13 protein-coding genes are annotated in these 17,508 nt (G+C 65.5%); 3 read left to right on the forward strand and 10 right to left on the reverse strand.

Features of this window, described 5'->3' with window-relative positions; translation table 11 throughout:
• Positions 1-12 precede the first annotated feature (12 nt).
• From C4K38_RS16840 to C4K38_RS16870, 7 genes are all read right to left on the reverse strand, one after another.
• Positions 13-1,506, reverse strand: a complete 1,494-nt coding sequence (locus C4K38_RS16840) for an aldehyde dehydrogenase (protein ID WP_053279360.1) — start codon at positions 1,504-1,506, stop codon at positions 13-15.
• A gap of 26 nt (positions 1,507-1,532) precedes the next feature.
• Positions 1,533-2,696: an acetylornithine deacetylase gene (gene argE, locus C4K38_RS16845; protein ID WP_053279361.1), complete on the reverse strand. Its 1,164-nt coding sequence runs from the start codon at positions 2,694-2,696 to the stop codon at positions 1,533-1,535.
• Positions 2,689-3,363, reverse strand: a complete 675-nt coding sequence (locus tag C4K38_RS16850) for a DUF1028 domain-containing protein (RefSeq protein ID WP_053279362.1) — start codon at positions 3,361-3,363, stop codon at positions 2,689-2,691. Before C4K38_RS16850 ends, argE begins: the two co-directional genes overlap by 8 nt.
• 10 nt (positions 3,364-3,373) lie before the next feature.
• A complete protein-coding gene (locus C4K38_RS16855) occupies positions 3,374-3,784 on the reverse strand; it encodes a RidA family protein (protein WP_053279363.1) in 411 nt (136 codons plus the stop codon).
• The gene (locus C4K38_RS16860; protein ID WP_053279364.1) at positions 3,784-5,100 is read right to left on the reverse strand and encodes a flavin-containing monooxygenase; all 1,317 of its coding nucleotides are present in this window, start codon (positions 5,098-5,100) and stop codon (positions 3,784-3,786) included. Before C4K38_RS16860 ends, C4K38_RS16855 begins: the two co-directional genes overlap by 1 nt.
• A 144-nt stretch (positions 5,101-5,244) precedes the next feature.
• A complete protein-coding gene (locus C4K38_RS16865) occupies positions 5,245-6,564 on the reverse strand; it encodes an LLM class flavin-dependent oxidoreductase (protein ID WP_053279365.1) in 1,320 nt (439 codons plus the stop codon).
• 16 nt (positions 6,565-6,580) lie between these two features.
• A complete protein-coding gene (locus C4K38_RS16870; protein WP_053279366.1) occupies positions 6,581-7,543 on the reverse strand; it encodes an ABC transporter substrate-binding protein in 963 nt (320 codons plus the stop codon).
• A 517-nt stretch (positions 7,544-8,060) separates the two neighbouring features.
• Here C4K38_RS16870 and mexE point away from each other — a divergent pair.
• From mexE to C4K38_RS16885, 3 genes are read left to right on the forward strand one after another with little or no spacing between them, the layout of a single operon-like run.
• Positions 8,061-9,317, forward strand: a complete 1,257-nt coding sequence (gene mexE / locus C4K38_RS16875) for a multidrug efflux RND transporter periplasmic adaptor subunit MexE (RefSeq protein ID WP_053279367.1) — start codon at positions 8,061-8,063, stop codon at positions 9,315-9,317.
• Between the two features lie 15 nt (positions 9,318-9,332).
• Positions 9,333-12,512 (forward strand): efflux RND transporter permease subunit, encoded by a 3,180-nt coding sequence (locus tag C4K38_RS16880; protein WP_053279368.1) that lies wholly within the window; start codon positions 9,333-9,335, stop codon positions 12,510-12,512.
• Entirely contained in the window at positions 12,509-13,930 is a 1,422-nt protein-coding gene (locus tag C4K38_RS16885; protein WP_053279369.1) for an efflux transporter outer membrane subunit, read from the forward strand. Before C4K38_RS16880 ends, C4K38_RS16885 begins: the two co-directional genes overlap by 4 nt.
• Before the next feature lie 200 nt (positions 13,931-14,130).
• On the opposite strand, the gene C4K38_RS16890 is transcribed toward C4K38_RS16885, so the two are convergent.
• From C4K38_RS16890 to C4K38_RS16900, 3 genes are read right to left on the reverse strand one after another with little or no spacing between them, the layout of a single operon-like run.
• Positions 14,131-15,078, reverse strand: a complete 948-nt coding sequence (locus tag C4K38_RS16890) for an HlyD family secretion protein (RefSeq protein ID WP_053279370.1) — start codon at positions 15,076-15,078, stop codon at positions 14,131-14,133.
• Positions 15,075-15,278: a DUF1656 domain-containing protein gene (locus C4K38_RS16895; protein ID WP_025808694.1), complete on the reverse strand. Its 204-nt coding sequence runs from the start codon at positions 15,276-15,278 to the stop codon at positions 15,075-15,077. The genes C4K38_RS16890 and C4K38_RS16895 overlap by 4 nt, the downstream gene beginning before the upstream one ends.
• Positions 15,268-17,415, reverse strand: a complete 2,148-nt coding sequence (locus tag C4K38_RS16900; protein WP_053279371.1) for an FUSC family protein — start codon at positions 17,413-17,415, stop codon at positions 15,268-15,270. Before C4K38_RS16900 ends, C4K38_RS16895 begins: the two co-directional genes overlap by 11 nt.
• Positions 17,416-17,508 lie beyond the last annotated feature (93 nt).

Raw genomic sequence — 17,508 nt, forward strand, 5'->3', positions numbered from 1 at the left:
GCCTTGCGGCCCTCAGCCCCGCAGTTGAATCCAGGTGGTTTTCAGCTGGGTGTACTTGTCGAACGAATGCAGCGACAGGTCGCGGCCAAAACCCGACTGTTTGCCGCCGCCAAAGGGCACCGTCACATCCAGCGCATCGACGGTATTCACCGACACCGTCCCGGCATTCAGCCGCCGTGATACTCGATGCGCGCGGTTCAGATCGTCGGTCCACAGCGACGCGGCCAGGCCATAGATGTGCTCGTTGGCCAGGGCCACCGCCTGGTCTTCGTCATCGAACAGCGTGACCGCCAGCACCGGGCCGAACACTTCTTCGCGGGCCAGGGTCATGTCGGCGGTCACGCCAGTGAAGATGGTCGGTTCGATGAAGTTGCTCGAGCCGTCGAAGCTCAGTTGCCGACCGCCGCACACCCGTTGCGCGCCCTCGGCCTGGGCCTGCTCGATGTACCGCTTGATGCGCTGCGCCTGCCGCGCATCGACGATGGCCCCTGCCCGGCTCGCCGGGTCAAGCGGATTGCCCGGTTGCCACTGGCGCGCCTTGGCCACCAGGCGCTCAATGAACGCGTCGGCGATCGAGCGCTGTACCAGCAAGCGCGAGTTGGCCGAGCAGACTTCGCCCTGGTTGAAGAAGATGCCGAACGCGGCTTTCTCGGCCGCCAGGTCCAGGTCCTGGCAATCGGCAAACACCAGGTTCGGGCTCTTGCCGCCGCACTCCAGCCAGACCTGCTTGAGGTTTGATTGCGCGGCGTATTGCATGAAGTACTTGCCCACCTCGGTGGAGCCGGTGAACACCAGGGCATCCACGTCCATATGCAGGCCCAGGGCACGACCGGCCTCCTCGCCCAGGCCCGGCACCACGTTGAGTACACCTTTGGGAATGCCGGCTTCGATGGCAAGTTCGGCCAGGCGCAGGGCCGAGAACGGCGACTGCTCGGCCGGCTTGAGCACCACGCTGTTGCCGGCGGCCAGGGCCGGGGCCAGCTTCCAGGCAGCCATGTCCAGCGGGAAGTTCCACGGCACCACCGCGCCGATCACCCCCAGCGGCACCCGGGTGATGGTCGCCAGGACATTGCTGGCGCTCGGCGCCACCTGGTCATAGAGCTTGTCGAGGCTTTCACCGTACCAGGCGAACACCTGGGCGGCGCCCGGCACGTCGATGTTCCAGGCATCCATCACCGGCTTGCCCATGCTCAGGGAGTCGAGCAAGGCCAGTTCGTCACGGTGCTCCAGCATCAGCCGCGACAGGCGCAGCAGGATCGCCTTGCGCTCGCTCGGCGCCATCCTGGCCCAGGGGCCCTGCTCGAACGCACGACGGGCGCTGCGCACGGCCCGGTCGACCTCGACCTCACCGCAGGCAGCCACCTGGGCCAAGCGTTTCTCGGTGGCCGGGTTGACCACATCGAAGCGCGCGCCGCTCTCGGCCTGGCACGCCTGGCCTTCGATAAAGGCGCTGTCGATCAGGCGTTGCCGTTGCGCCAGGGCTGTCCACTCGTTGAAATCTTTCACCGCGGATTCCTTGTTCTTATGAGTTGTCATGAAGGGTTGCAGAGGTATTCGGCCAGACGGTCCATCAGCCGGTCACAGGCCGCCATCTGCTCGACGCTGACGAACTCGTCCGGCTTGTGGCCCTGGTCCATGCTGCCGGGACCGCAGACCACCGCCGCAATCCCGGCCTGATGGAACAGCCCGCCTTCGGTGCCAAAGGCCACTGTGCTGAAGGCCGCGCTGCCACACAGCTGCGCCACCAGTTGCGCGGCGGCGCTTTCAGGGGCGGTGGCCAAACCTGGGTAAGCCGAGATCGCTTCGAAGCGGATCGCCGTGTCGGCCTTGATCGCCTGCATCGCCGGCAACAGCTCCTGTTCGGCGTAGCCTTGCAGTTCATCCACCACCGCCAGGGGCTCGAAGGCCGGCAAGGCGCGCACCTCGAAGTCGAAGCGGCAGTCGGCCGGGACTATGTTCAGCGCCGTGCCGCCCTGGATCACCCCGACCTGCACGGTGGAGAACGCCGGGTCGAAGCGAGCGTCGTGATGTTCCGGGGCCGCCAGGCGCTGGCCGATCTCCCCCAGCCGGCCGATCAGCCGCGCCGCCTGTTCGATGGCGTTGACCCCGTAAGGCGCATAGGCCGAATGGCACGGCGCGCCGTGCACATGGCAACGCATGGCCAGCTTGCCCTTGTGGCCGAGCACGGGCTTGAGCTCGGTAGGCTCGCCGATCAGGCACAGCGCCGGCTGGGGAATGCGCTGCGGCAACAGCTCCAACAGGCTGCGCACGCCGAGGCAGCCGACCTCCTCGTCATAGGAGAACGCCAGGTGCACCGGCCGGCGCAGTGGGCTTTCGAGAAACAGCGGCACCGCAGCCAGCACCGAGGCCAGGTAGCCTTTCATGTCGGCGGTGCCGCGGCCGTAGAGCTTGCCGTCGCGCTCGGTCAGGCTGAAGGGTTCGAGCGTCCAGGGCTGGCCGTCCACCGGCACCACGTCGGTGTGCCCGGAAAGCACCACGCCGCCTTCCACCGCAGGGCCGATGCTGGCCAGCAGGTTGGCCTTGGTCCGCTCGGCGTTGTAGATCAGCTCGCAGCTCACGCCCAGGCCGCGCAGGTAGTCGCGGACGAACTCGATCAAGGCCAGGTTCGAATCGCGGCTGACCGTGGCAAAGCCCACCAGCCGGGCCAGCAAGGCGCGGCTGCGCAGCTCACTCATCGCCCGGCACTCCGTAGCTCGGCGCCAGGGTCGGATTGAGGGCGCGGGTCAGGTAGTCCTGCAACTGCGGCTCGTAGGCGCTCCAGAGTTTCTGCAGTTCGCCGATGGGATTGGCCTCGGCCCAGTCCACCCGCAGGTCGACGATCGGCCAGACCAGTTCGCCAACCACCGACAGCGCCGCCGAATGCACCGCGCCCGCCTCGCCCCCGGCGTCCTGACCGGCCTGCAGCGCGCTGAGCAGCCGCGCCGCCAGGCAGCCTTCGCTGCTTTCGAAGGCCTCGACCATGCGCTCGATCACTGTGCTGTTGGCCAGCAGGTTGCCGGCCGCCACGCATTGCTCACCGGCCACCGCATTGTTGATGCCCAGCGCGTGGTTGCCGCTGAACACCGCCGTGCGCCCCTGGGCATCCACCACCGCCACCTGGCGGTACTGGCTGTAGCCGTTGCGGGTCAGCGCCTGGTCCAGGGCCTGCGCGGGCGCCAGGCCTTCGCCCAGGCCATCGAGTACCTGGGGGCCGAGGGCCGGCAAGGTGATGTTCTGGCTCGATACTGCGCCCACGCCGCTGCGCAGCCAGGGGCAACGAGCCCCGACGGCGATGCTCGACGAGCTGATGGCAATGCCCAGCTGGCCGGTTTCGGCGCAGCGGCCGACGATGGAGAAAGTCATGGCGAACTCCTTATTCGGGGATAACCGCGATCACGTCGATTTCCATCAGCCACTGCGGCTGGCCCAGGGCGCTGACCACCAGCCCGGTGGAGATCGGGAACACGCCCTTGAGCCACTTGCCGACCTCCTGGTAGACCGGCTCGCGGTAACGCGGGTCGATCAGGTAGGTAGTGGTCTTGACGATATGGCTGAGGTCGCTGCCGGCCTCCTCCAACAGTTGCTTGACGTTGCGCATGGCCTGTTCGGCCTGGGCCCGCGGATCGCCGAGACCGACCAGCTGGCCATTGAAATCGGTACCGACCTGGCCGCGCACATACAGGGTGTTGCCGGCGCGCACGGCCTGGCACAGGTCGTTGTCCAGGCTCTGGTTCGGGTAGGTGTCTTTGGTGTTGAACATGCGGATGCGGGTATGAGTAGGCATCAGCGGGCTCCCATGAGGCTGGTGGATTCAATGGAGGATTCACGGTCGGCTTGACGCTGCGCGGCGTCGCGGTAATCGAAATAGAGCCGCTGTTTGACGATGTGCTCGGCGATGTGCCGGGCGTCGTGCCACACCCCCCAGATAAACGCCGAGCCGCGGCGCGACAGCCATGGCAGGCCGACGAAATAGACCCCGGGCTCGCTGGACACGCCGCGCTGGTGGCGGGGTTTGCCGTTGTCCTTGAAGGCATCGACCTGCAGCCAGCTGTAGTCCACCGAATAACCGGTGGCCCAGATGATGGTGCCGACGCCGGCCTTGGCCAGGTCGAGTTCGAGGAGCGGCTGGGTCAGGCACGGCGGGTCCGGCAGCATTACCCGGGCTTCGGGCTCCTCCGGCAGGTCCAAACCGTTGCGGGCGATGTAGGCATCGGCGGCGTCGAGCAGCGCCAGGTAGTTTTCGTCGCCGCGGGCAATGTTCTCCGCCAGGTTGGCCTCGAAGCTGACCACACCGTTATCGAAGGCCTTGGTCAGGCCGACCAGGGTCATGCCCTGGTGGGCCAGCCGACGGAAGTCCACGGTGTGCCCGCCACGGGCACCGCTGACGGCGATGGTCACGTGCTCCTTGCCCGGCTGCATGGTCTCGGCATCCCACTCGCCGAGCACCCCCAGCCACCAGCAGAAATCACGGTTGCGGTAGGCCCGCGGCGGACGGTCATGGGCCCCGACCGAGAGGTAGACCTGCTTGCCGGCGCGTTGCAGCTCATCGGCGATCTGCACCCCCGAGGAGCCCGCCCCCACCACCAGCACCGCGCCTTCGGGCAGCTGTTGCGGATTGCGGTAAGCGGCCGAATGCATCTGCAGCACGCGCTGATCTTGCGGGGCGATCGGCGGGATCACCGGGCACTGGAACGGACCGGTGGCCACCACCACCTGCCGGGCTTCGATCACACCCTCACTGGTGTCCACGGTGAAGCCCGGGCGGGCGGCGTTACGCACCACCTTCCTGACTTCGACGCCGGTACGGATCGGTGCGTTGAATTTGCGCGCGTAGGTTTCGAAGTAGTCGGCCACCTGGTCCTTGCCGGCAAAGGCATCGGGGTCCAGGCCGGCGAATTCAAGGCCGGGAAAGCGGTCGTGCCAGGCTGGGCCGTTGGCCACCAGCGAATCCCAGCGGCCGCTGCGCCAGGCTTCGGCGATGCGGTTGCGTTCCAGCACCAGGTGCGGCACGCCCAGGCGGCTCAGGTGTTCGCTCATGGCCACGCCGGCTTGGCCGGCGCCCACTACAAGGGTATCGATTGTTGTTTTATGGGTTGTCATGTCTGCGCCCTACTGAGTGATCCCACGTAGGCAGCCGTGGGAGGTGTAGGACGCATTCTGGGAGAAGGTAGGAAATGCCGAAATTATGATTTTTGTGGTTGCTAGAGAGCAAAAAACTCTCTGGCTATCTGGGGTTTCTGTGCATCAGCGCAGATTGCGCGGAATCCTCAGCCCGAGGTTTTCGCGCAAGGTGCTGCCCGGGTATTCGCGGCGGTACACCCCACGCTCCTGGAGCAAGGGCACCACTTCCTCGGTGAACCGGCGAAACTGCCCCGGGTGGCCGATATAGATATTGAAACCGTCCACGGCCCGCGCCTCGAACCACTCACTCATCTTCGCCGCGATGGTTTCGGCGCTGCCGACAAAGGCGCCGGGGCGCAGCTGTCGGGAGGCCTGCACCGCCTGGCGCAGGCTGAGCCCTTCGCTGACCGCGCGCTCGGTGATGCGCTTGGCCACGGTGAAAAAGCTGCTGCGGGCGAACTCCAGGGCCTGGGCCGGGAAAGGTGCATCCAGTTCGTACTGGCTGAAGTCGTGCCAGCCAAAGGAACGGCCGAACTCCAGCAGGGCCTGCTCGAAGCTGTGATCGGTCGCGTGGTAATGGCGTTCGAGTTCCCGCGCCTGCTCGTCGCTATCGCCGACGAACACCTCGGCCCCCGGCAGCACCAGCACCTGTTCCGGATCGCGACCCTGGCGCAGCGCGCGTTCCTTGATTTCCCGGTAGAACGCCTGGCCCTGCTCCAGGCTCGGCGCGTGGGTGAAGACCACATCGGCAATCGCCGCGCCCAGCTCACGCCCCTGTTCGGAGTCACCCGCCTGGAAGATCACCGGCTGGCCTTGTGGCGAGCGTTGCAGATTGAGCGGTCCGACCACGGAAAAATGCTCGCCCTTGTGGTTCAGCGCATGCAGCTTGGCCGGGTCGAAATAACGCCCGCTGGCACGATCCCGGACAAAGGCGTCGTCCTCCCAGGACTGCCACAAGCCCTGCACCACCTGCACATGCTCCCGGGCCCGGCCATAGCGGGTGTCGTAGTCGTAGTGCTCGTCACGCCCGTAGTTGCCGGCGGTGCCGGCGTCGCCGCTGGTGACCACGTTCCAGCCGGCGCGGCCTTTGCTGATCAGGTCCAGCGAGGCCAGGCGGCGGGCGACGTTGAACGGCTCGTTATAGGAAGTGGTGACCGTGCCCACCAGGCCGATATGCCGCGTGCTCACCGCCAGGGCCGAGAGCAGCGTCAGCGGCTCCAGGCGATTCAGGTAATGGGGCGGCGAACCCGGGGTGATGAACTGGCTGTCGACGATGAAGATCAGGTCGAACAACGCCGCCTCGGCCTGGCGCGCAATGTCGATGTACCAGTCGATATTGACGCTGGCGTCGGCCGGCAATTCGGGGTCCAGCCACAGGTTGTGCCGGCCGGGACCACCGACGCCCATGGTCAGGGCGCCCAGTTTCAGTTGTCGTGTGCTCATGGAAGGTCCTTGGTGGTTACGGCGCGGCCTGAAGCGTCACAGAAGGATTCTGCAAGGCGGCATTAAAGGAAGTGTCGAACAGGCTGGCGGCCGGGTAGGACTTGATCAGGCCGATGCCACTGAAGAAATCCACGGTCTTCTGCGCGTCGGCGATGTTCTGCGGGCTGACCGGCCCCACGTCGGTTTTCGCCCGACGGAACCAGGCACGGGCGATCTCGCGATCGGCGCGGGTGCGCTCGGCCCAGGCATCGGCATAGGCCTCGCTGTGGGCAGGATCGTTGACGCTCCAGGCCCGGGCTTTTTTCAGCCGTTGCAGGAAGTCGCCGATGGCCGCGCGTTTTTCTTCCAGGGAACGGTTGTTGCCGACCACGAAACTCTGCGCCGGGATCAGCCCTTGCGCCGTGGCGATCACCCGGCCGCCGCGCCGCTCCTGTTGCGTCACGTAGGGTTCCCAGGTGGCGATCACATCCACCGAACCGCCTTCCAGCGCATGGAAGGCATCGAGGGCGCTGAGGTAGCGGATGTCCACCGCGTCACGGGGCACGCCGGCCTTGTCCAACGCGCTGAACAGCAGTTGCTGGCTCCAGGAACCCTTCCAGATCGCCACGCGCTTGCCGCGGATGTCGGCGACGGTCTTGATCGGCGAATCCTGGTTGACCACGATGGCCACCCCGGAAAGATTCTGCTGGGTGACCGCGATCACCTTGATCGGCGCCCCCAGGGCGCCGAGGAACAGCGGTGGCGCGTCCCCCAGCAGCCCGAGGTCGAGGCTGCCGGAGTTCAGCGCTTCGGCCACCGGCGAGCCGGCGGTGAACTGCTTCCATTCCAGGGTGTAAGGCAAGTCGTCGAGCACACCGGCGGCATCCATCACCGCACGGGTGTTGTAGCTTTGGTCGCCGATGGTGAGGGTGAGCGCCGAGGCACCGAGGCTGATGGACGCGGCCAGCGCGGCGGCGGCCAGTTGCAGAAGTGTACGCAAGGCAATCTCCAGGGAGTCGAAAGTCGGGGGCTGTCATTTATTTGGTTATATAAGGAGACACCTTAAAAACCACAACCTATAAGCTAACGACACCAAAGAGCTCTGTAAAATTCATTTTAGGAATAACTTAATATGCAAAAATTGCATTTAAAGACAGCCCTGGCGTAACGCGCCTGTCGAAGCCCTCTCCCCCGCACCCCAGGTGTGCCGCGAACAGGCTCGCTCCAGCGGGGCAAAGGGTGCTTTTCAGTCCGCTGCAGAAGCAGTGGTTCGACCCTCGATGGCTGGCGCCAGGACTCTTCCCCTCCCCACGCTTCGCCCTCCCACCCTTGCAATCGCGGAAACAATGAAATTCCGTTTAAGTAATTGATAGCACCCTAACGAAAGGTGCATGCTAGAGGGCTTTCATCGCGCTTATATCATTCCGAATGATAGTTACCTTCGGCTCATTCGATTCGTGCGATACAACCCCTGCCGAGCATCATCCGCCCATCTCAAATACATTGGCGGATGATCCATGGAACAGTCACTCAAACACTTACGCTTCCCTCTCGCATTATTGGCTGTGCTGGTGATGAGCGCCTGTGGCAAGGCACCGCAAACAGCCGCCAACATGCCCGCCGCCAAAGTCAGCGTGGCCAAGGTGCTGGAACAACCGGTCAACGAATGGGACGAGTTCACCGGTCGCCTCGAGGCGCCCGAAACCGTACAGATCCGCCCACGGGTTTCCGGCCAGATCGATCAGGTGGCCTTCACCGAAGGCGCCCTGGTGAAAAAAGGCGACCTGCTGTTCCAGATCGACCCACGGCCGTTCCAGGCCGAAGTGCGTCGCCTGGAAGCCCAGCTGCAACAAGCCCGGGCCACCGCCACCCGCAGTGCCAATGAAGCCCAGCGTGGCCAGCGCCTGCTGACCAGCAACGCGATTTCCGCCGAACTGGCCGACACCCGCACCAGCGCCGCCCAGGAAGCCCGCGCCGGGGTCGACGCGATCCAGGCCCAACTGGACGTGGCCAAGCTCAACCTGAGCTTCACCCGGGTCAGCGCGCCCATCAGCGGTCGCGTCAGCCGCGCGGAAATCACCGCCGGCAACCTGGTGACCGCCGACGTCACCCCGCTGACCAGCGTGGTGTCCACCGACAAGGTCTACGCCTACTTCGACGCCGACGAGCGTGTGTACCTCAAGTACACCCAGCTCGCCCGCCAGGGCCAACGTGGCCAGACCACTCCGGTCTACCTCGGCCTGTCCAATGAAGATGGCCACCCGCACCTGGGCCAGATGAACTTCGTCGACAACCAGGTCAACCCGCAGACCGGCACCATCCGTGGTCGCGCGGTGTTCGACAACAGCGACGGCAGCTACACCCCGGGCCTCTATGCGCGCCTGAAACTGGTGGGCAGCGGCACCTACTCCGCCATGCTGATCAACGACGAAGCGGTGGGTACCGACCTGGGCAAGAAGTTCGTGCTGGTGATGGACGCCGACAACAAGCCGGCGTACCGCGCCGTCGAGCTGGGGCCGAAGATCGAAGGCCTGCGCATTGTGCGCAACGGCCTGAACAAGGACGACACCATCATCGTCAAGGGTCTGCAGCGAGCCCGTCCGGGCGCGCCGGTCAGCCCTGAAGTGGTGCCGATGGCCAGCAAGGAAACCCTCGCCGCCCTGGCGCAACAACGACAAGCCCTGGAAGCCAGCAACCTGCCTCAAGTCGCCCCCGCCAAGGGCGCGCCTGAAGCGGCTGCGAAACTGGCCAGCGCTGCGACTCCACGCGGTTAAGGGAAAAGACTCAAGATGAATTTCTCCCAATTCTTCATTTCACGGCCGATCTTCGCAGCGGTGCTTTCGCTGATGATCCTGATCGCCGGCTCCATCTCGCTGTTCCAGCTGCCCATCAGCGAATACCCGGAAGTGGTACCGCCGACCGTGGTGGTGCGCGCCAACTTCCCGGGCGCCAACCCGAAAGTCATCGGCGAAACCGTGGCCGCCCCCCTGGAGCAGGCCATCACCGGCGTCGAGAACATGCTCTACATGTCCTCGCAGTCCACCGCCGACGGCAAGATCACCCTGACCATCACCTTCGCCCTGGGTACCGACCTGGACAACGCCCAGGTGCAGGTGCAGAACCGCGTGACCCGGACCGAGCCCAAGCTGCCTGAAGAGGTGACGCGCATCGGTATCACCGTGGACAAGGCATCGCCCGACCTGACCATGGTCGTGCACTTGACCTCGCCGGACAAACGCTACGACATGCTCTACCTGTCCAACTACGCCATCCTCAATATCAAGGATGAGCTGGCGCGCCTGGGCGGCGTCGGCGACGTGCAGCTGTTCGGCATGGGCGACTACTCGCTGCGGGTCTGGCTCGATCCGAACAAGACCGCTTCGCGCAACCTGACCGCCACCGACGTGGTCACCGCCATTCGCGAGCAGAACCGCCAGGTCGCCGCCGGTACCCTGGGCGCCCCGCCCGCGCCGAGCGCCACCAGCTTCCAGCTGTCGGTCAACACCCAGGGTCGCCTGGTGACCGAGGAAGAGTTCGAGAACATCATCATTCGCGCAGGCAGTAACGGCGAGATCACTCGCCTGAAAGACATCGCCCGGGTCGAGCTGGGTTCCAACCAGTACGCCCTGCGTTCGCTGCTGAACAACCAGCCGGCGGTGGCGATCCCGATCTTCCAGCGCCCTGGCTCCAACGCCATCCAGATCTCCAACGAAGTGCGGGCCAAGATGACGGAGCTGAAGCAGAGCTTCCCGCAAGGCATGGACTTCAGCATCGTCTACGACCCGACCATCTTCGTGCGTGGTTCCATCGAGGCAGTGGTGCATACCCTGTTCGAAGCGCTGATCCTGGTGGTGCTGGTGGTGATCCTGTTCCTGCAGACCTGGCGCGCCTCGATCATCCCGCTGGTGGCGGTGCCGGTCTCGCTGATCGGTACCTTCGCCGTGATGCACCTGTTCGGCTTCTCGCTCAACGCCCTGTCACTGTTCGGGCTGGTGCTGGCCATCGGTATCGTGGTGGACGACGCCATCGTGGTGGTGGAAAACGTCGAGCGTAATATCGGCCTCGGCCTGAACCCGGTGGAAGCCACCAAGCGCGCCATGCGCGAGGTGACCGGGCCGATCATCGCCACCGCCCTGGTGCTCTGCGCGGTGTTCGTGCCGGCGGCCTTCATCAGCGGCCTGACCGGGCAGTTCTACAAGCAGTTCGCCCTGACCATCGCGATCTCCACGGTGATCTCGGCCTTCAACTCCCTGACCCTGTCGCCGGCCCTGGCCGCGGTCTTGCTCAAGGATCACCACGCACCGAAGGACGGCTTCTCCAAGTTCCTCGACAAGTTGCTGGGTGGCTGGCTGTTCAAACCCTTCAACCGTTTCTTCGATCGTGCCAGCCATGGCTACGTCGGCACCGTGCGCCGAGTGATTCGTGGCAGCGGCATCGCCCTGTTCCTCTATGCGGGCCTGATGGTACTGACCTGGTTCGGCTTCGCCCACACGCCGATGGGCTTCGTCCCGGCCCAGGACAAGCAATACCTGGTGGCCTTCGCCCAACTGCCGGACGCCGCGAGCCTGGACCGCACCGAGGACGTGATCAAACGCATGTCCGACATCGCCCTGAAGCAACCGGGCGTGGAAAGCGCGGTGGCCTTCCCGGGCCTGTCGATCAACGGTTTCACCAACAGCCCGAACAACGGCATCGTGTTCGTGACCCTCAAGCCTTTCGACGAGCGCAAGGACCCGAGCATGTCCGCCGGAGCCATCGCCGGCGCCCTGAACGGCAAGTACGCCGATATCCAGGAAGCCTACATGGCGATCTTCCCACCGCCGCCGGTACAGGGCCTGGGGACCATTGGCGGCTTCCGCCTACAGGTCGAGGACCGCAGCGGCATGGGTTACGAAGAGCTGTATAAAGAAGTGCAGAACGTCATCACCAAGAGTCGCAGCGTGCCGGAACTGGCCGGGCTGTTCACCAGCTATCAGGTCAACGTGCCTCAGGTCGATGCGGCTATCGACCGGGAAAAGGCCAAGACCCACGGCGTGGCCATCAGCGATATCTTCGACACCCTGCAGGTCTACCTGGGCTCGCTGTACGCCAACGACTTCAACCGTTTTGGCCGTACCTACCAGGTCAACGTCCAGGCCGAACAGCAGTTCCGTCTCGAGGCCGAGCAGATCGGCCAGCTGAAAGTGCGCAACAACAAGGGCGAGATGATCCCTCTGGCGACCTTCATCAAGGTCAGCGATACCTCGGGCCCCGACCGCGTGATGCACTACAACGGCTTCGTCACCGCGGAAATCAACGGCGCGGCCGCACCGGGCTACAGCTCCGGCCAGGCAGAAGCGGCGATCGAGAAACTGCTCAAGGAAGAACTGCCCAACGGCATGACCTACGAATGGACCGAGCTGACCTACCAGCAGATCCTTGCCGGTAACACCGCGCTGTTCGTCTTCCCGCTCTGCGTACTGCTGGCGTTCCTGGTACTGGCGGCGCAATACGAGAGCTGGAGCCTGCCGCTGGCGGTGATCCTGATCGTGCCCATGACCCTGCTGTCGGCCATCACCGGGGTGATCCTGTCCGGTGGCGACAACAACATCTTTACCCAGATCGGCCTGATAGTACTGGTGGGCCTGGCGTGTAAGAACGCGATCCTGATCGTCGAGTTCGCCAAGGACAAACAGGAAGAAGGCCTCGACCCGCTGGCCGCGGTGCTGGAAGCCTGCCGCCTGCGTCTGCGGCCGATCCTGATGACCTCGTTCGCCTTCATCATGGGTGTGGTGCCCCTGGTGTTCTCCAGCGGCGCCGGCGCGGAAATGCGTCATGCCATGGGTGTCGCGGTGTTCTCCGGGATGCTCGGGGTGACCTTCTTCGGCCTGCTGCTGACCCCGGTGTTCTACGTCCTGATCCGCAACTATGTGGAGCGCAGCGAAGCCCGCAAAGCGACCCGTGCCCTGAAACTGGAGGCGCAACAATGAGCGTGAAAGTCTTCCTGCCGAGCTTGCTGGTACTGGCCCTGAGTGCCTGTGCCGTCGGCCCGGACTACCAGACCCCGACCACCGAGGCGGCCAACATCACGGCCGCCACCGATGGCGCCGCGGGCCAGAAGAATTTCGACCGCGCGCGTTTCGAAGGCATCTGGTGGCAGCAGTTCGACGACCCGGTGCTCAACCAGCTGGTGACCCAGTCCCTGCAGGGCAACCGTGAGTTGCGCGTGGCCTTCGCCCGTCTGCGGGCCGCCCGGGCGATTCGCGACGACGCCAGCAACGATGCGATGCCGACCATCACCAGCCGCGCCAGCAGCGACCTGGCCAAGGGTCAGATCCCCGGCCAGACCACCAGTCGGGTCAACAGCGAACGCTACGACCTGGGCCTGGACATGGCCTGGGAACTGGACCTGTTCGGCCGCATCCAGCGCAACCTGGAAGCCAGCGAAGCCGACCAGCAGGCCGCCGAGGCCGACCTCTACCAGCTGCAAGTCACCATGATTGCCGAGCTGGTGGATGCCTACGGCCAGCTGCGCGGCGCCCAGCTGCGGGAGAAGATCGCCCTGGCCAACCTGAGCAACCAGCAGGAGTCGCGCAAGATCACCGAAAGCCTGCGCGACGCCGGCGTCGGCGACCAGCTCGACGTGGTCCGCGCCGATGCGCGCCTGGCCGCGGTGGAAGCCAGCGTGCCGCAACTGCAGGCCGAACAGGTGCGCCAGCGCAACCGTATCGCCACCCTGCTGGGCGAGCGCCCGGACAAGCTCAGCGTCGACCTCAAACCCGCGCAGTTGCCGGCGATTGCCAAGGCCTTGCCGATCGGTGACCCGGGCGAACTGCTGCAACGCCGTCCGGACATTCTCAGCGCCGAACGCCAGCTGGCCGCCGCCAACGCGCGGATCGGCGTGGCCAAGGCCGACCTGTTCCCCCGGGTCAGCCTCAGCGGCTTCCTCGGCTTCACTGCCGGCCGTGGTTCGCAGATCGGCTCCTCCGCCGCCAACGCCTGGGCCCTGGGCCCGAGCATTACCTGGGCCGCCTTCGACCTGGGTAGCGTGCGCGCCCGTCTGCGCGGCGCCAATGCCGACGCCGACGGCGCCCTGGCGACCTACGAGCAGCAAGTGCTGCTGGCCCTGGAAGAGTCGGAAAACGCTTTCAGCGATTACGGCAAGCGCCAGCAACGGCTGATCTCGCTGATTCGCCAGAGCGAGTCGAGCCGCGCCGCGGCCGACCTGGCGGAAATCCGCTACCGCGAAGGCACCGTCGACTTCCTGGTGCTGCTCGACGCCCAGCGCGAACGCCTAGCCGCCGAGGACTCCCAGGCCCAGGCCGAGGTTGACCTGTACCGTGGCATCGTCGCCATCTACAAAGCCCTGGGTGGCGGCTGGCAGCCTGAGACGGTCGCCAGCAAGTAAGGCTTCAACCGAGCTCCTTTGGTTGGCCGCAACCAACCAAATTTTTGCCCCGTGTTCTCATTCGGTCGCGGGGCTTTTTTTTGCCTGGTAAAAAGCATCGCGGGCAAGTCGGATCGCCGCCCGCTCGCTCCTACAGAACCGCGTGAATCTGTAGGAGCGAGGCTTGCCCGCGATAGCGCCCTTCCCGGCATCGCCGCAGGTTACTCCAACACCGTCACCGTCGCCGTAGTCCCGGCGCGCAACCTGTCCCTGCCCGGGTAATCGGGGTCGATGGCGATCCGCACCGGCACCCGCTGCGCCAGCTTGACCCAGGTGTAGCTGGGGTTGATGTTGGCCAGCAGGCGGCTGCCCTGGGAGTTCTCGCGGTCGGTAATGGCGAAGGCGATGCTCTGCACCTTGCCGCCGAAGGTCTCGCCGCTCATCAGCTGGATGCGCACCGCGCTGCCCTCCTCGATCCGCGGCAGCTTGGTTTCCTCGAAGTAGCCGCTGACATAAAAGGAGTCGCTGTCCACCAGGGCCAGCAAGGCCGCGCCGGCACTGGCGTAGTCGCCCTGGCGGGTCTGCAGGTTGGTCACGTAGCCGCTGACCGGGGCCTCGACCCGGGTGCGCTGCAGGTCCAGCTCGGCCTGTTTCAGCGCCGCCTGGGCCAGGTGCACGTTGGCCTGGGCCAGGCCGAGGTTGGCCTGGTCGCGCAACAGGTCGGCCTGGGCCACCGCCACATCGGTATTGGACTTCTCCCACTCCTCGCCGGAAATCGCGAAGCCCTGTTTCAGGCTCCGGCGCCGGCGCTCTTCGCTTTGCCGCTGCTTGAGCTGCGCGGCGCTGGCGGCAATCGCCGCTTCGGACTGGCCGAGGGTGGCGACCGCCACTTCCACCGAGCGCTTGGCATGCTCCACGGCCAGGGCATATTGCGCCGGGTCGATCTCCAGCAGCAGCTGGCCCTTGTCCACGTGCTGGTTGTCCTGCACCTGCAGGCTGACGATGCGCCCGGCGACGTCCGCCGACAGCGTCACCACATCGGCCCGCACCCGCGCGTCGCGGGTCCAGGGCGCGCGGGTGTAATGCTCCCAGGCGAACCAGCCCAGCACCAGCGCCAGCAGTACCGCCACCAGGGTGATCGAGCGGGCCAGGGTGTTTTTCAGATTCATAGGCTTCCCATCAGCAGAATGACAATGGCGCAGACGCAGGCATACAGCGCCCCTTCGAACAAAGCTTCGTGCCAGACGAAGCGCAACACACCGAGGCGCCGCAGCCCCCAGTCGAGCAGCAGGAAAATCGGCAAGGCCAGCAACAGGGCCTGGGCGATGGGCGGCAGGTAGACGCCGCCGAATTCGAAATCAATGGGCAAGGGCTGGCGCTCCTATTTCCGTGGGTTGCAGCATGGGGCTATAACGCTCCAGGAAGGCGCCGACGATCAGCAGCGAGACGCGCATGCGGAACACCGACCACAGCTGTTCATGGGCCTGGGGCCGGTCGTCGGTGTGCAGCTGGTCGAGGTAATCGCCCAGCTGCCGCAGCCGCGCCAGCAGCTCGTCCACATCCAACCCCGAGCGCCCCGCCACATAACGCCCGATCCGTCGTAGCAACTGCTGCAGGTCGGCGTTGGCCGCGCCGCTCAGCCAGGGATTGTCCAGGCTCTGCTGCTTGAGCTGGTTCATCGCCACGCCCAGGGTCATGCAGGCCAGGCTGGTTTCGAAATGCTCGGCGCAAGCCCGGTCGCCGGCGGCGGGCAACAGTCCGATCATCTGGGTCAGACGGTCGACCATGCGGCTCTCGAAGACAAACTGCTCCTCGTCGCTGGCCGTGGTTTTCTGCAAGGCGTACACCTGCTCGCGGGTGTCGCGGAACAAGCGGCGAATGCGCAGCACCGGGTTGAACGGGAAAATGAAGGCGTAGACCAGCAACGACAGCACCCCGCCGCTGACATAGGCCCCGGCGAACTCGAACCACTGGATGGCGCTGTTCTGCCAGGCGCCGATGTTCTGCGGGCCGATCATCAGCAGGCTCGACAGCCCCAGGCCCATGCCGATGCCGGCGGTCATCGGGCTGGCCAGGCCCACCGCGACCGTATACAGCAGCGGCACCAGCAACAGCGCCAGCCACTCGAAATCGCCGATCAAGGGCACCAGGGCGAAGACGTAGACCGCCGAGATCACCAGCGCCAGGGCCTGGCCGCGCATATAGCTTTGCGCCGCCGCCAAGGGCCGGGGAAAGGTCGCCATCAGCGAACAGAGAATGCCCACCAGGACCATGCTCGAACGCGCGCCGTCCCAGGCGGTTTCGATCCAGATCAGCCCGGCGACCAGCAGCGCGGTAAAGGCCCGCAGCGCATTCATCGCCGCCAGCGGCCAGTCCAGGTGCAGCGGATTGGCCCGGCCCTGACGGTACAGGCAACTGGCCTGGCGCCCGTCCTGGATGGCATCGCTGAATTCGAGAATATCTTCGAGCTGCTTGAGCATCCGCGCCTGTTCCCAGCGCAGGGCCCAGGCCAGGGAGCGCAAGGTGGCGGGCAAGGCATCGGCCTCACGCTCGGCGCGCCGCGCTTGTTCATCGAAGCGCTGCTGCAATTGCGCGAACTGCTGCCGCGAGGCCGTGGGCAAGGCGCGGCCGTGCTGCGCCAGTTCGTCGAGAAACGCCAGCTCGTCGGCGCGCAGTTGCTGGATCGCCTCCGGCAGCTCGCCGACCCAGCGCGCCCGCAGCAGTTCGCGCTGGTGACGCAGCACGGTGAGGCGCGAGGTCAGCAGCACCAGTTGGTTGCCCAGCAGTTGCACCAGGCCGTCGGCGCTGCGCAGGCGCGGCGCATCGAAATACAGGTGGCGGCGCAACCCTTCCAGCGCGCTGATCTCGCCCAGCAGCTGCATCTGCCGCTTGTGGAAGTCGGCCTCGCTTTCGTCGGTGCGAATCGCCGCCGCGGCGTGGGTCGCTAGCAGCTTGAGCACCTGGTCGATCTTGGCGAAGTAACCATGGGCTACCGCCTCCGGACGCGCCGTCAGCAGGCTGACCACGCAGACACAGGCCACCGCCAGCAGGGTTTCGGTGACCCGGGTAATCGCCAGCATCAGGGTATTGCCCTGCTCGGGGATCGCCAGCATCGCCACCACCACCGCGGTGTAGCCGCTGAGCACAAAGGCCTGGGAACTGGTATAGCGCAGCAAGGTGCCGCCGGCCGTGCACAACGCCAGCCACAGGCCCAGGGTGACCAGGAACGGCAGCGGCGCCTGGGGGAAGATCGCCATGATCAGCACCGCCACCGCGGCCCCCAGGGTGGTGCCGATCACCTGGCCGAAGCTGCGGGCCAGGGCCATGCCGGCCAGGGGCTGGCTGACGATGATCACCGCCATCAGTGACCACTTGGGCTGGTCGAGATCGAAGATGAACGCCAGGTACAGGGTCAAGAGGCCCGCGGCAATGGTGCGCAGGGCGAAGCGCAGCACCGCGCCTCCCGGGTGGATGACGATCTTGAAGTAGTTGATCAGTGGCTGCATGAGTGGGTTCTGGACAAAGGGCACCTGCGGCTAGCCTAGTCAATCGACGGCCGGGAAAGCTTATCGTCCCGGCCTTCCCGGCAGGAAGGCAAT

Origin of the sequence: Pseudomonas chlororaphis subsp. piscium (assembly GCF_003850345.1) — a bacterium.
GTDB classification, from domain to species: domain Bacteria; phylum Pseudomonadota; class Gammaproteobacteria; order Pseudomonadales; family Pseudomonadaceae; genus Aquipseudomonas; species Aquipseudomonas piscium.

Bases quoted from the DNA above. Each gene is read 5' to 3' on its own strand.
- C4K38_RS16850 (WP_053279362.1), bottom strand. From the start codon at position 3,363: ATGACTTTCTCCATCGTCGGCCGCTGCGCCGAAACCGGCCAGCTGGGC.
- C4K38_RS16890 (WP_053279370.1), bottom strand. From the start codon at position 15,078: ATGAATCTGAAAAACACCCTGGCCCGCTCGATCACCCTGGTGGCGGTA.
- mexE (WP_053279367.1), top strand. From the start codon at position 8,061: ATGGAACAGTCACTCAAACACTTACGCTTCCCTCTCGCATTATTGGCT.
- C4K38_RS16860 (WP_053279364.1), bottom strand. From the start codon at position 5,100: ATGACAACCCATAAAACAACAATCGATACCCTTGTAGTGGGCGCCGGC.
- C4K38_RS16855 (WP_053279363.1), bottom strand. From the start codon at position 3,784: ATGCCTACTCATACCCGCATCCGCATGTTCAACACCAAAGACACCTAC.
- C4K38_RS16865 (WP_053279365.1), bottom strand. From the start codon at position 6,564: ATGAGCACACGACAACTGAAACTGGGCGCCCTGACCATGGGCGTCGGT.
- C4K38_RS16880 (WP_053279368.1), top strand. From the start codon at position 9,333: ATGAATTTCTCCCAATTCTTCATTTCACGGCCGATCTTCGCAGCGGTG.
- C4K38_RS16885 (WP_053279369.1), top strand. From the start codon at position 12,509: ATGAGCGTGAAAGTCTTCCTGCCGAGCTTGCTGGTACTGGCCCTGAGT.
- C4K38_RS16900 (WP_053279371.1), bottom strand. From the start codon at position 17,415: ATGCAGCCACTGATCAACTACTTCAAGATCGTCATCCACCCGGGAGGC.
- argE (WP_053279361.1), bottom strand. From the start codon at position 2,696: ATGAGTGAGCTGCGCAGCCGCGCCTTGCTGGCCCGGCTGGTGGGCTTT.